We start from the raw sequence: 15,880 nt of genomic DNA, 5'->3' as shown, positions 1-15,880 counted from the left end.
TACCAGTTTGCATTTACTAAAAGCAATATAATTCCGTCCTTTTACCACCTTACCGTGAAGTGTTAATTCCTTGTGTCAAGGCTTGATTGTGCGTTGGTGCATTAAGTAATATTGTTTGTTGGCAGGAGCAATGAAATTTCAGATGTGTACAGTATTGTTTGAGCACCACCCATTCAACCGTGGCAATTTGTCTGGTACATAAAATACTTGTGCATGGGTGTAAATTTACTCGCCATAACTCCAACGGCTATACGTATTAACAAACGGTTTTTCTGCAGGTACTTCATAGTACCCTTCCTGTTTTTTTTCCTGTATGGGCTGCCGGCACATGCACAGTTTACCATTACGGAAGATTTTAAAGGTAATTCCCAGGGAGATATTACCCTGGGAGGAGCTGCCAGACTAACTTCCGGCACAGTAGATCCTACCGGAGCAGGTTGGCTGCGCCTGACCGAAGATGTCAATAACCAGGTCGGATATGCCTATGTTAACCAGGGATTTCCTTCTACGTTAGGAGTCCTGATGGATTTTGAATATGTAGCCTGGAGAAGACAGAACCCTCAGTTTGGAGGTGGTGATGGCTTCTCTGTTTTCCTGTTTAATGATAACGTAACCAACTTCACATTGGGATCACGGGGAGGAAGTTTGGGCTACTCCCAGTCCACTTCAACAGGGAATACCGGGTTGAGTGGCGGTTATGTGGGAATAGGGATCGATGAATTTGGTAACTATGGTAATTGTGGCGACGGAAAAGTAGGCGGCTTCACTGCTAATTGCAGCGACCAGTTTCCCGATTATATTTCTGCCCGCGGACCAGCGCCCAATTATGCCTATGTAGGTGGCGCCCGGGTAAATGCTTCCATAGACTATGATCCATTAACGCCTACCCGTCCTACGAGTGCACAGTTTTATCGCCGGGTACAGGTAGAAATCATGCCTACCGGCACCGGACAATATGAAATCACCGTGCGCTGGAAAACCTCGCCTAACGGTGCTTTTACCACCATCTTCGGGCCATTCGTGTTGTCGGCGCCACCGCCACCCCGGCTGAAACTCGGCTTTGCAGCATCTACGGGTCTTGCCAATAACAATCACGAAGTACGTAACCTGATCATCACCACACCGGGTAACATCCGGGTACAAAAACTGGCAGACAAGCCTATCGCCCGACCTGGCGGCCCGCTTACCTACAGGATTACTGCCTACAACGAAACCACTTCCCAGGTAAACAACTTGCCGCTGAAAGATATTTTTTCTCCTACCAACGGTTTTAATATTTCTAATGTCAGCTTCTCCAATGATGGTTTTTCCGGTAATACCGCTACCGGCTATACGAGTACCAGCCTGTCGTCGGCCCGGCTGAATATGGCCGCCAAAAGTTCGTCTACCTTCACCATTACAGGTACCGTTAACGGGAAACCTCCCGGTGGGATACTTACCAACACCACCTATGTAGAACCTGCTGCCACGGGCATTTCAGATGCAGATGCCTCCAATGATACCTCGCGTGTAAATACACAGATTATCACCCCGGACCTGGCCATTACGAAAACCCATAACGGCAGTATCCGGAAAGGGTTGAGTGGCAATTATGTGCTGACGGTCAGAAATGTGGGAACAGATGACAAACCCGGGCCCAGCACGGTTACCATCAATGATGTGGTACCAGCCGGGCTGATAGCCGGCATCCCCAGCGGTACCGGATGGTCTTTCGCTGGTACCTCCGGCAATACTATTGTGGCTACCAGAACAGATCAGCTGGCGGCAGGGGCTTCCTATCCGCCGATTACGATACCGGTACGGGTGCCAGTGAATGCGCCGCACAGGATCATTAATACGGCCACTGTACAAAATGAATATGAATCCAATACGACTAACAATACGGCCAACGATACCCTGGATACCCGCCGCAACATTGACCTGGAACTGGTATCACTGATTGTACCGCCCAGCAAAAAAGGGTGCGTATTGAAACCTTACAACGTAACGGTAACAGTACGTAACAATGGCCCGGATTCTGCTGTCAATGCCCGCTTTAACTTTGCCGTACCTACTGCCTTGAATGTTATTTCACTGGTCAGCAGAAATATCGTAGCCGGCTCGGGAACTTTTGGTACCGGCAGTTCTACCGGACCTACCGGTTATACTGAATCGCTGACCCTGACCAGCGGGGGGACAGCTACCTATGTGTTTGCTGTTACCGTCACAGATCCGGCACCGGCAGATCTGGCCATCGCCAATGCTTATCTGCTCCGGTCATCTACAGACCTGGATATAGATGCTTCAGATCCGACACTCACGAATCCTACCGATCCTCAGCATGAATGTGATGCATTGCCATCTGGTCCGCTGTGTAATAATATCCGCTTCGATACTGTGATTGTGACTGCGCCACCTACGCCTGCGAATGCAGGACCCGACAGGGTTTTATGTAATGTAACTACCATTAACCTGGCAGGTAACACACCGGCGTTAGGTAAAGGAATCTGGACACAGGCTTCCGGTCCCAATACCGCCACCATCAACAACCCTGCTGTGCCTAATACCAGCGTTAGCGGATTGGTACCAGGTACCTATAATTTTGTATGGTCTATCAGTAATGGCGGTTGTACCACTACTACCGATACGGTGCAAATCAGGATTGATATACCACCGAGCATTGCGCAGGCAGGCCCTGATCAGCAGCTGTGTAATGTAACCAGTACAACGCTGGCAGGTAACACACCTGTATCCGGCAAAGGTGGCTGGCGGCAGGCCAGTGGCCCCAATGCCGCTGTATTTGCAGATACTACCTTGCCGAATACGGGCGTAAGTGGCCTGGCTGCCGGTACCTATACCTTCATCTGGACGATTCGTAATGGTGGCTGTACGCCATCGGCCGATACCGTACTGGTGACCGTATCTCCTACGTCTACACAGGCGAATGCAGGTCCTGATCAGGAATTATGTAACGTGGGTGTGACTACGCTGGCGGGTAATACGCCTGCTGCGGGCACCGGCAGGTGGACCCAGGTGGCTGGCCCCAATACCGCGACTATCGGTAATCCGGCCTCGCCTAATACCAGCATCAACAACCTGGTACCAGGTACCTACTCCTTTGTATGGACCATCAGCAGCGGCGCTTGCGCTGCCACGAAAGATACCGTGCAGATACTGCTGTATACCCGTCCGGATGCTGCCAATGCAGGTCCTGACCAGATACAGTACAATTCCGGCGTATTCAACATGAATGCCAATATACCGGTGAATGGTACCGGCAAATGGACACTGGCCGGAGGTAATGCTACGATCGGAGATCCGGCCAATCCGAAAACAACCATGACATTGCAGCCCAATACCACTGCAACATTGGTATGGTCTGTTACGAATGGTAACTGCGCTGCCGCTACGGATACGGTGGTATTAAGATATGTGCGCCAGGCTGATCTGAAAATTGTGAAATCAGATGCCGGCAATACCTATAAAACCGGTAGTACTTTAACCTATACCATTACTGCAGAAAACCTCGGACCTTCTGATGTAAGTGGTGCAGATATACAGGATCTGTTACCAGCCGCTATGGAAAACCCCAGCTGGACAGCAGTGGCAACAGGTGCAGGCGTAACCGTGACGCCGACTTCCGGAAGTGGCCGGATTGTGAAAACATCTGTCAACATACCAGTGGCTGCCGGGAATAAAGTCGTGCTGACTGTTACCGGTACTATTGCTGCTACTGCAAAAGGAGGCGATGTTCTTTACAACAGTGCGTTGATTACGATCCCCGTTTCTACACCAGACCCGGATCACAGTAATAATGTGTCTGAAGTTACCGGTACGGTGCCTAATAATCCGCCGATTGCAGTAGATGACCGGTATACTACCAAACGGGATGTTCCTGTGAGTGGTAATGTACTCACCAATGATAGTGATCCGGAAAATCAGCCACTAACGGTAACGACTACACCGGTTACGCCGCCGCAAAATGGTACGGTGCAACAACGTGCAGATGGTACTTTCACCTATACACCTAATCCGGGTTTCACCGGCACCGATAGTTACGTATACCAGGTGTGCGATAACCAGGGTGCGTGTGCAACGGCTACTGTTACTATTATTGTGCAGGCAGCAGAGATGGATCTGACCGTATCTAAAGTAGCTAATCCAACGAATGCAGTAGCTGGCCAGGCGCTCACTTATACGATTACTGTCACTAATAACGGACCTTCCACCTTACAGCCGGGAGAAACATTTGTAGTGAGAGATCAGTTGCCTGCCGGTTTCATAGCAGATACCTATACGCCGTCTGCCGGTATCTACACCAGTGCCAGTGGCAACTGGACCGGCGTAACCCTGCGTTCAGGTAACAGCGTAACACTCAGCATTACAGGTAAAGTGTCTGCTTCCTTTGCGGGTGGTAGTCTTTCCAATACGGTAGCAGTAACACCACCACCAGATGTAACCGATCCTACGCCGGGTAAGGATACGCTGGTAACACCGGTGGGCAAGACTGTGGAAGTGGTAGTCACTAAAACAGATAATACCACTACCTATACACCTGGTACCAATACAACTTACCAGATTACGATTACCAATAACGGACCTTCTGATCTTACCGGAGGTACCTTTACCGATCCGTTGCCGGCAGGTATTACTGTGGCTTCCTGGTCTGTAACCGCAACAGATGATCAGCCAGCGGCCAGTGGTAGCGGTAGTATCAATCAACCGCTGAATATACATGCCGGTAAAAGTATCGTATATACGTTAACGTTATCAATCCCATCCGGCTTCACTGGGCCATTGGTAAACAAAGCCACCGCTACTGTTCCGGCCGGATATAACAATATTAACCCTGCTGGTAATACCGCCACCGATACAGATAACCCTGATCCGCAATCAGATTTGTCTATCGTTAAAACAGGACCGGCTTCTGAAATTGCGGGTACAGCTATCAACTATCAGATCACCGTACTGAATAACGGACCCTCTGATGTGAGCAATGTGACCATTGCTGACATATTGCCGGCACAGATATTAAATCCCACCTGGACGGTTACGACGAGTGGCAGCGCTACTGCCGGTACCACTGGTGGCAGCGGTAATGTGAACTTCACTGCCAACCTGCCGGCGGGCAGCAACAATAAAATAGTGGTAAATATTACGGGCACGGTAGATCCGAATGCTACCGGCGCCTTTGATAATACGGCTACGGTTACACCGCCAGGTAAACCTGCAGAACCATCCAATACCGTGAATACGGTGATTGAAAATAAAACCGGGCTTTCCCTGAGCAAAACCGGGCCGGCCAGCGGTAGTGTGAACGCCGGCGATCCTATTACTTATTTGCTGGAACTGACCAATGCCGGGCCTTCCAATGCCAATGGTGTACAGCTGACAGATGTGGTACCCGCAGACATCACCAATGTGAGCTGGTCTGTAATTACCAGTGGCAATGCGACAGTTGCCACCGGAGCACCTGCCAGCGGCACCGGTAATAACATCAGTACCACCGTTAATATTCCGGGAGGTGCAACCCATAAAATCCAGGTACGGATTAATGGTACCGTGAATCCTGCTGCAAAAGATACATTGATCAATACAGCCAGAGCCATCTTCGGCGGCAACGTAATTGTTGCTGCAAATAAGACAGCCGTTATCAACAAACCCGGATTGCAGATCGTAAAAGCCGGTCCTGCCAGCGCTGATGCCGGTACGACTGTGAGCTATAACATTACTGTGTCTAACGCCGGCCCTTCCGATGCGGTGAATGCTGCGATTGCAGATGTGATTGGCGTGAATATCCTGAAAGATGTGAAATGGACGGCTACTGCTACGGGTAATGCGGTTGTCAACAGCGGTGCTACCGGTACCGGCAATACGATAAATGTAAATGCCAACATACCTGCAGGCAGTAATAATAAAGTGAGCATACAGATCACAGCTACTGTTTTACCAGGTGCCAATGGAGAAGTGCGCAATACCGCAACAGTAACAGTGGAAAATCAGCCACCGGTTGTTTCCAATGAAATTGTTACGGTTATCCGCAATAAACCGGGTCTGATATTACATAAGGCTGGTCCGGCTACAGCCACTGCGGGCGGTGCCATCAGTTATACCCTGCAGCTTTCCAATGAAGGGCCTTCTGATGCCTTTGATGCGATATTACTGGATACGCTGGCTGCAAGTATTAAGAATGCCACTATCCAGGTAACTACCCAGGGAAGTGCTGTGGTGAATGAAAGCCAGATCACCAATGGTATTGTGAAGGTGGATGCAGATATACCTGCCGGTGAAAATCATCAGGTACTGATTACGATTACCGGCACAGTAGATCCGGCATTTACCGGCCGGATCAGCAACCGTGGTACTGTAAGTGTTCCCGGTACGCCACCGGTAACTTCCGAAGAAGTGATTACCAATGTTACCAGTCTGCCTAAACTGCTGCTGGAGAAGAGCGCGCCGGATACTGCGGTAGCAGGGCAACAGATTACCTATACAGTGATTGTACACAACCTGGGTTTATCTGATGCCGTGAATGCCAACATCCGCGACGTGGTGCCGGCAGCATTAACCAATGTACAATGGACAGCTACCGCCACAGGTAACGCTACTATCAGCAGTGGTGCTACCGGTACGGGAAATAATGTGAATGTGACCGGCAATATTCCAGCCGGTACCGGTAACGCGATTACCATTACCGCAAAAGGGATTATCGCACCTTCCTTTACCGGTGTGCTGGAAAACCATGCTACCGGTGATATCCCCGGCCAGCCAACGGTGACGTCAGATACTGTTACCACGCAGACCGTGAATAAACCTGGTTTGCAGATCAGTAAAGCAGGTCCTGGTACAATGGTAGCTGGTGACCGGATACGGTATACTGTGGAAGTGACCAATAGTGGGCCTTCCGATGCCGTAAATGTGAACATCACCGATGCGGTTGCCGCAGTGATCACCAATAGCAGCTGGCGGGCTACTGCCGGCGGCAATGCGGCTGTGCTGAGTGGTGCTACCGGCAGCGGCAATAATGTAGTGGTGACCGCTAATATTCCGGCAGGCAATAATAAGGTACTGATTGTAATAGATGGTACGGTGAGTCCTGCAGCTACCGGCACTATTGTAAATAATGCTACGGCAGCAGTAACCGGTATACCGCCGGTAACCGCTTCTGTATCTACCATACTGAAAAGCGAACCAGCTATCAGCATTGATAAAACAGGTCCTGCCCGGATCAATGCCGGCGAAAACATCACGTATGTATTAACCGCCACCAATTATGGGTTATCAGATGCCCGGCAGGTAAATATCTCCGATCTGATACCGGCCCAGATCACCGGCGCCACCTGGACTACTTCCCTGACTGGCACCGCCACCATCACCAGTGGTGCTACCGGTACCGGCAATAATGTACAGGTAACCGGTACTTTACCGGCAGGCACGGGTAATCATATATTCGTGACCGTTACCGGTAAAGTAGCACAGGATTATGCAGGTACCCTGCAAAATTTTGCCAGTGCTTTTGAACAGGGTAAGGATACCAGTATCAGTGATACGGTAACAACCACGGTCAATAACCTGCCTGGCGTACAGCTGGTGAAGAGTGCACCGGATACGCTGGCAGCTGGTAGTAACATCACCTTTACGATTACCGCTACCAATGTAGGACCTTCTGATGCGAAAAATATTTCGTTTACAGATGCAGTACCGGCATCTGTGAAAAATATTACCTGGAATGCGATATCTGTAGGTAATGCGATTGTAAGCAACGGCAGTGGTACGGGCAATAATATCGTCTTTACGGGTGATATTGCTGCCGGTAGCGGCAACAGAATTGTGTTAACTATTAATGGTACGGTAGATCCGGCCTTTACCGGTGATATTCCGAATGTGGCTACCGCCAATATTGCCGGACAACCGCAGGTATCTTCCAATACTACCATTACACATATTGTGAAACAAACGGCTTTATCTGTTATCAAGGCTGGTCCGGCACAGGAAGCAGCAGGTGGTAACATTGCCTATATTATCAGTGTTGAAAATGAAGGGCCTTCTGATGCTACCGGTGTACAGTTCCGGGATACCGTTCCGGCTGCGATTTCCGGTGTTACCTGGCGTGTACTGCCCTTTGGTGCAGCAACCGTTACTGCAGGTAACAATGGCAGTGGCAATCAGATTGCGGTGACAGCTAATATACCAGCTGGTGAAGACAACAGTATCCTGGTACTGGTAGAAGGTAAAATAGATCCAGCTTATAATGGCCCATCACTGGTAAACAGGGCGGTGGTCACCTCTCCGGACGAACCAGCACCGGTAACGGATACTGCGATCACCAAAGTGATTAATAAACCTGGTATTCAGCTGACCAAAAACGGTCCGAGCCAGGCCGCTGCCGGTGATCAGATTACCTATACCATTCATGTGGCGAATAGTGGTCCGTCTAATGCCGTAGGGGTAACGCTGACGGATATACTGGATAATAATCTCCTGAATCCATCCTGGACAGCAGTAGCTACCGGAGCAGGTACAAGTGTCAGCAGTACCAGTGGTAATACTGATATCAATATCACCGCCAATATACCAGCAGGTGGCGGTAATAGTGTGGATATAACGGTAACGGGTACACTAAATCCTGATTTTGCCGGTACTAATATCCTGAATACGGCTACCGCTACGGTACCTGGTCAGCAACCGATTAATGCGGTGGTGAACACGATCGTGAATCGGGTGGCAGACCTGCGGGTAGTGAAGAGTGGTCCGGCAGCAATAATAGCCGGAGAAAAAATACGCTATTCCATTAAAGTCACTAACCAGGGACCATCCAATATAACGGGTGCGGTGATCTCGGATATTATTCCGTCTGCGATACTGAATCCGTCCTGGACAGCTACGGCTACCAACGCAACGGTATCTGCAGCTTCCGGTACCGGTAATGTGAATCTTACCGCGAATATAACAGCAGGTACCGGTACCGTTGACATTGTGGTAACCGGCACGGTTGATCCGTCTGCTGCCAATAACAGTACTATTGAAAATACCGCTACGGCAACACCACCGGCAGGTGTAACAGATCCGCATCCGGCTACCAGTACGGTTACTACCCAGGTGAGTAAAGAGGCCGACCTGGCCATTGTGAAATCCGGCCCGGCCAACTTAATAGCCGGTCAGGAATTAACGTATCAGCTGGTGGTAACCAACAGGGGTATCTCTGATGTAACAGGAGCAGTTATTACAGATGCGGTGCCGGCATCGCTGCTGCTTACGAATGTTACGGTAACCTCTACCGGCAACGCCAGGGCAGATGCGCCGGTGACTACCGGTAATAATATCCAGGTAATCGGAGATATTGCCGCAGGCCCGGGTAATACCATTACCGTAACCATCAGCGGTACGGTAAATCCGTCAGCAACAGGTACTATCAATAACACCGCCACTGTAACACCACCGGCTGATGTAACAGATGCGGAACCTGCGAATAATACCAGTACAATCAATACCAACCTGACTACTGATATCGGATTACAGGTATCTAAATCCGGCCCGGCTACTGTGAATGTAAATGATCAGATCACTTATGATATTTTGCTGATCAACAATGGTATTTCTGATGCGAATAATGTATTCATTACAGATAATGTTCCGGCAGATATTACCAATGTAGTATGGCAGGCAGCGGCTATAGGAAATGCTACGATCAATGCCACCAGCGGTACTGGTAATACCATTAACCTGCTGGGGATGGTTGGGGCAGATAATTCAGGTAGTATCAGGATTACAGTGACTGGTAAGGTAAGCAACAGTGCTGCCAATACCATTACCAATACAGTAACAGCTGTTTCCGGCAGTTCCAGAACCAGTACGGTAGTAACGACGGTGAATAAGACAGTGGATCTGCGGATCTCTAAAACAGCACCGAAAGAAATCGCTGCAGGAGAAAAGATTACCTATGTCATTGGTGTTACCAATGCAGGGCCTGCAGATGTAACAGGGGCGCTGATTGCAGATGTAATACCGGCGGCGGTATTAAATGCCACCTGGACAGCTGTCGCTGAAAATGGTGCGACGGTAGCGGCGGGCAGCGGTACTGGTAATATATCTCTGCATGCGGATATTCCTGCCAATAACGGTAGTGTTACCATTACGGTAACCGGCACCGTAGATCCGGCAGCTACCGGTACACTCACTAATACAGCTACCGCCACACCTCCTGCAGGCGTAACAGATCCGCGGCCGGCCACCGTTACCGTGAATACCAATATTATTGCGGTACCTGGTTTATCGATCAACAAATCCGGTCCGGCTACCGTGAATGCAGGTAACGCGATCACCTATACGTTGCAGATTCGGAATAACGGCCCGTCTGTAGCTACGGCGGTACGTATCACCGATACCATACCTGGTCCGGTAGGTAATGTTACCTGGTCGGCAACAGCCGGCACTGGTGCTGTTATTACAGATCCTGGTACCGGCACCGGTACGGTAAGCCTGCTGGCAGATATTCCGGTAGGAGGTACTGTGAGTGTGACCGTGAGGGGTACTACCGATCCTGCTTTTGCCGGTGAAATCATCAACCATGCTGAAGTGAGCAGCAATGGCGGAACGCCTGTCCGTAGCAACGACATCGTTACCCAGGTCATTAACCAGCCTGGTTTAAGTATACGTAAGTCAGGACCTGCGCAGGTAGCGGCAGGCCAGCAGATTTCCTATGTGATTAATATTGGTAACAATGGTCCGTCTGCGGCCAAAGGTATCCAGGTGAATGACCTGCTGCCGGCAGCTATTCATAACGCCACCTGGAGTGCTACTGCTACGGGTACGGCTGCCATCAATGGTGGTAATATCAATAACCAGTCGGGCAACGTGGTATTTACCGCTGATATTCCGGCAGGTGGTACCAACATGGTGCAGGTAACCGTGAAAGGGGAAGTAGATCCGGCGGCCAGTGGTCAGCTGGTAAATATAGCTACTGTCACAGCCAGCAATGGTACGCCGATATCCGATACGGCGACTACGCAGGTAGTGAATACACCAGGTATCCGACTGATCAAAGCAGGTCCGGATACGGTAGCAGCAGGTAACGTGCTGGGATATACGATTGATGTATACAACAACGGACCATCTGATGCCACCGGTGTAAATATTGCAGATATACTGCCTGCACAGCTGCAGGATGTTTCCTGGTCGGCTACGGCTGCCGGAGCAGCTACCATCAATGGTGGCAATCTGCAGGGGCAAACCGGTAATGTGGGCTTCACCGCCAATATACCGGCCGGTTCGGCAAATGTGATTCATATTACCGTAAACGGTACCGTTATCCCATCGTTTACAGGCACTATCCGTAACCAGGCAACAGCGACGGTTGATGGTAACAATATTACTTCCAACGATGTGGTGACACAGGTAGCAGGAAAATCTGCATTGCGTATCAGCAAGGCAGGTCCTGCGAAAGCTATTGCCGGCGGCAATATTGGTTATGTGATCATCCTCAGTAATGATGGACCTTCTGATGCAACAGGCGTGGCGGTTAATGATGTATTACCACCACAGGTGAGAAATGGTGTATGGTCTGCTACCGGTAATGGGGCTGCTGTTATCCAGGGTGGTAATATCAGTAACAGACCTGGCGATGTAAGCCTGATTGCGGATATACCGGCAGGTGCCAATAATCGTATAGTCATTAATGTTAGTGGATCAGTTGATCCGGCCTTTACCGGAGATATCACCAATACAGCCAGCTATACGCATGGCGGTACTACCGTGCCTTCTACGCCGGTCATCACCAATGTGTCTGCACAGACTGGTCTGATGATTACCAAATCAGGCCCGGATACCCTGGCTGCAGGCAGGAATATCAACTACACCCTGCAGGTAATTAACCAGGGCCCGTCTGACGCGGCAGGTATTAATATTACCGATGTGGTACCGGCTTCCATACAAGGTGTAACCTGGCAGGCCGTGGCCACAGGTACGGCTACCTTATCTGGCAGCAGTAGTGGTACCGGCAACAACATCAGCATTAACGGTAATATACCGGCAGGTGTGAATAACAGTATTCAGGTGACCATCACAGGTACAGTAGTATCACAGGCAACCGGTACGGTATTGAATATAGCAGGCGTAGCAGTGGCAGGAAAAACAGCTGATCAGGATTCTGTGAATACGGTGATCGTTAATACACCAGGTGTGTTGTTTACTAAATCCGGACCACAGGAAGCAGTGGCAGGTAATAATATCAGCTATACATTGGATCTCACCAATGCCGGCCCTTCTGACCTGGTGAATGCCGTGGTGAAAGACCTGGTACCGGCACAGGTGCAGAACGTGAGCTGGACCATTGTACCGGAAGGTAGTGCCACACTGCCAGTAGGTACGCCACTTACAGGTACCGGTAACCTGGTAGAATTCCGCGCCAATGTACCGGCAGGAGATGCCAACCGTATACACGTCATCATCAATGGTAAAACCAATCCGGATTTTGCAGGTACTATCACCAACAGAGCTACGGTTACAGATGCTAACGGTAAGGAATATACGGGAGTAGTGAATACCCGTATCCGAAAAATATCACTGTTGTCTATCAATAAGATCGGACCTGCAGAAGCAGCGGCCGGCGAAGTGATCAGCTATGTTATCACAGCTGCCAACCAGGGGCCGTCTGATGCAGCCGGTATCACCATCACGGATGTAATACCAGCGACTATTACACAGGTGACCTGGACGGCTGTTGCCAATGGCAATGCCCTGATAACCGGGCCAGCGGCAGGTACAGGTAGTAATATCTCCGTGCAAGGTAATATTGCTGCCGGTTCGGCCAACAATATTACCATTACCGTTACCGGTACCATTCCGGCCGCCACCACCGCAGCAAGTGTTACCAACACGGCTTCCCTGCTGCAACCGGATGGTACAACACAGGTGACTGATCCGGTAGTGACCGTGATTAAACAGGTACCGGGAATTAGTCTGCAGAAAATAGCGCCGGTAAGGGCGAATGCAGGCGACAGCTTACGTTATCTGATTACCATCTTCAATAATGGTCCTTCTGATGCCGCCAATATTGCCATCAGTGATGTGGTACCTGCTACGCTCACCGGCGTCAGCTGGACGGCTTCCGTAACAGGCAATGCGCGGGTTATCAGTGGTGCTGCTGGTACCGGTAATAATATCAGTCTGCGTGCAGCCATTGCAGCAGGCGCAGGTAATGCGATCACCCTGCAGATTAATGGCCGGATTGATCCTGCTTTTGAAGGAAGTATCCGGAACCAGGCTACTGCAGATGCTGCAGGAGTTACCACTCCTTCCAATGAGGTGGTAACAACGGTGGTACGATCAGCTAAACTCAGCATACAAAAAACAGGTAGTGCGCAGGTGAGTGCAGGTGATACCATCCGGTATGTGATCACGGCAGCCAATGCCGGTCCATCCAATGCTACCGGTATTACGATTACGGATATCGTACCGGCTACCATCACCACCGTCAGCTGGACTGCCATTACCAGTGGTAATGCCCAGATCACCGGCGGGGCCAGTGGTACGGGTAATAGCATTACCGTACAAGGTAATATCGCAGGTGGCGCAGGTAACACCATTCAGGTAATGATTAAAGGCGTAGTACCTGCCAATACCACCGCAGACCGTGTAACGAATACGGCTACACTGCAACCGCCTGGCGGCGATCCGATTGTAACAGATCCGGTAACAACCAATATCATTAAAACCGCCGCCATTAAACTGGTGAAAACAGCTCCGGCTACGGCCAATGCCGGCGATAATCTGCCATATGTGATCACGATTACCAATGCGGGTCCTTCTGATGCTACCGGCATTACTATCAGTGATGTGGTACCTGCTACGCTTACCGGTGTTAGCTGGACTGCTACCACCACGGGTAATGCGCAGCTCACAGGCAATACAAGCGGCACAGGTAATAATGTGAGCCTGCAGGGCAATATTGCTGCGGGTGCAGGTAACAGCATTACCCTGACGATCAGCGGCACTATTGATCCGGGCTTTACCGGCAGCATCCGTAACCAGGCCAGTGCAGACCATGGTGGTGTACCTGCCGTATCTAATGAAGTAGAAACAGTGGTAAGTCGTGCTGCGGGACTGAGCATTCAGAAAACCGGTCCGGCACAGGTAAAAGCAGGAGATGCCATTACCTATGTAATCACGGCAGCCAATGCCGGTCCGTCCAATGCTACTGGTATTACCATTACAGACCTGGTACCGGCTGATGTTACGGGTGTGACCTGGACCGCTACGACTGCCGGCAATGCCCAGATCACCGGGGCTACCAGTGGTACAGGCAATAACATCACCGTGTTGGGTAACATTGCCGGCGGCACCGGTAATACCATACAAATCACCATTAATGGTGTAGTGGCAGCCGGTACTACGGCAACAACTATCACGAATACGGCTACAGGGAAAGAGCCGGATGGCGGAAGCATAACATCTGTACCGGTTATTACGAATGTCACCAAATCACCGGGATTACATATTGTGAAAACAGCACCGGCTGGTATCAATGCGGGAGACAATCTGCCATTTACCATTACCGTAACGAATGATGGTCCTTCCGACGCTATGGCGGTAAATATCCGCGATGTGGTGCCGGCAACCCTCACCGGTGTTACCTGGACGGCTACCGCCACCGGTACTGCACAGGTCACAGGTGCGACCTCCGGCAGCGGCAATAATGTACAGGTGCAGGCAGCTATTCCGGCAGGAACAGGTAATAGCATCGTCATCAATATTACTGGTAAAACAGCGACCTCCTTTACGGGTACCATCACCAACCAGGCCACCTTGAATACAGGCGGCGGAGACGTGACTTCCAATACTACCACTACCACCGTTGGCAACAGCAGTGCAGATCTGGCTGTTACCAAGTCTGGTCCGGCTGAGATCCGCAATAATGCAGTTATTACCTACCTACTGGTTGCGCAGAATAATGGCCCGGCGAAAGGCGATGGCGCTATCGTAACAGATGTGGTGCCGGCAGCAGTGACTGGTGTAACGGCTACGATACAGGCGACCACCGGAGGTGCTACGGCACAGGCAGTCGTGAATGGTAATACCGTGCGCGTAACTGCTGGTAACTTCCCGGCAGGTAGTACGATTCGTATAGCCATTACCGGTACTGTTAATGGTATCGGCCAATTGAAGAACCAGGCAAACATAACAGTACCGCCAGGAACAGTTGATCCGGATCCGGGTAACAATACCAGTACGGAGGTAGTAACAGCTATTCAGTCTGCCGATGTACAGCTTGTTAAAACACTGCAGACCGGTGGACCATTGCAGGTAGGTGGTAAAGCAGACTTCCTGATTACCGTAAATAATGCAGGGCCATCTACGGCCACCGGCATTATCGTCAGAGATACCCTGAACAGCAACCTGGAACTGGTAGGTGGATTTACCGTCAGCAATGGTACTACTACTTATGATCCGATCAGCAGGATACTGGTATGGACACCTGATAACCTGCAGGTATCGCAAACGGCTACACTGAGATTTACCACCCGTATCACCCGGCCGGGTGTGGTGGTGAATGCGGCCAGTGTCACAGCAACCTTACCGGATCCGGATCTGTCCAACAACCGGTCTGTCACCAATGCGGTAACCGTTACGGGAGATGATATTTTCATCCCGAATGTCATTACACCAAATGGTGATGGTAAGAATGATAAGTTTAAAATCATTGATATATCCCGTTATCCTAATTCTTCTCTCTTTATTTATAACCGTTGGGGAAATATGGTGTATCAATCCAAAAACTACCAGAATACCTGGGATGGAGAAGGATTGAATGAGGGTACGTATTACTACGTCCTGAAATTAAATACACCTAACGGAGAAAGATCTTACAAAGGATGGATAGAATTATTGAGATAAGCTTTAAATG

At 50.2% G+C, this 15,880-nt stretch carries 1 protein-coding gene; it reads left to right on the top strand.

Annotated elements, in window-relative coordinates:
* The first annotated feature begins 213 nt into the window (after positions 1-213).
* Positions 214-15,870, top strand: a complete 15,657-nt coding sequence (locus tag OL444_RS00565) for a DUF7927 domain-containing protein (protein ID WP_264735199.1) — start codon at positions 214-216, stop codon at positions 15,868-15,870.
* The last annotated feature ends 10 nt before the right edge of the window (positions 15,871-15,880 follow it).

It is taken from the genome of Chitinophaga nivalis (assembly GCF_025989125.1).
Classification (GTDB): Bacteria; Bacteroidota; Bacteroidia; order Chitinophagales; family Chitinophagaceae; genus Chitinophaga; species Chitinophaga nivalis.
This window is presented reverse-complemented; position numbering and strand designations above follow the sequence as displayed.

Bases quoted from the DNA above. Each gene is read 5' to 3' on its own strand.
- OL444_RS00565 (WP_264735199.1), top strand. From the start codon at position 214: ATGGGTGTAAATTTACTCGCCATAACTCCAACGGCTATACGTATTAAC.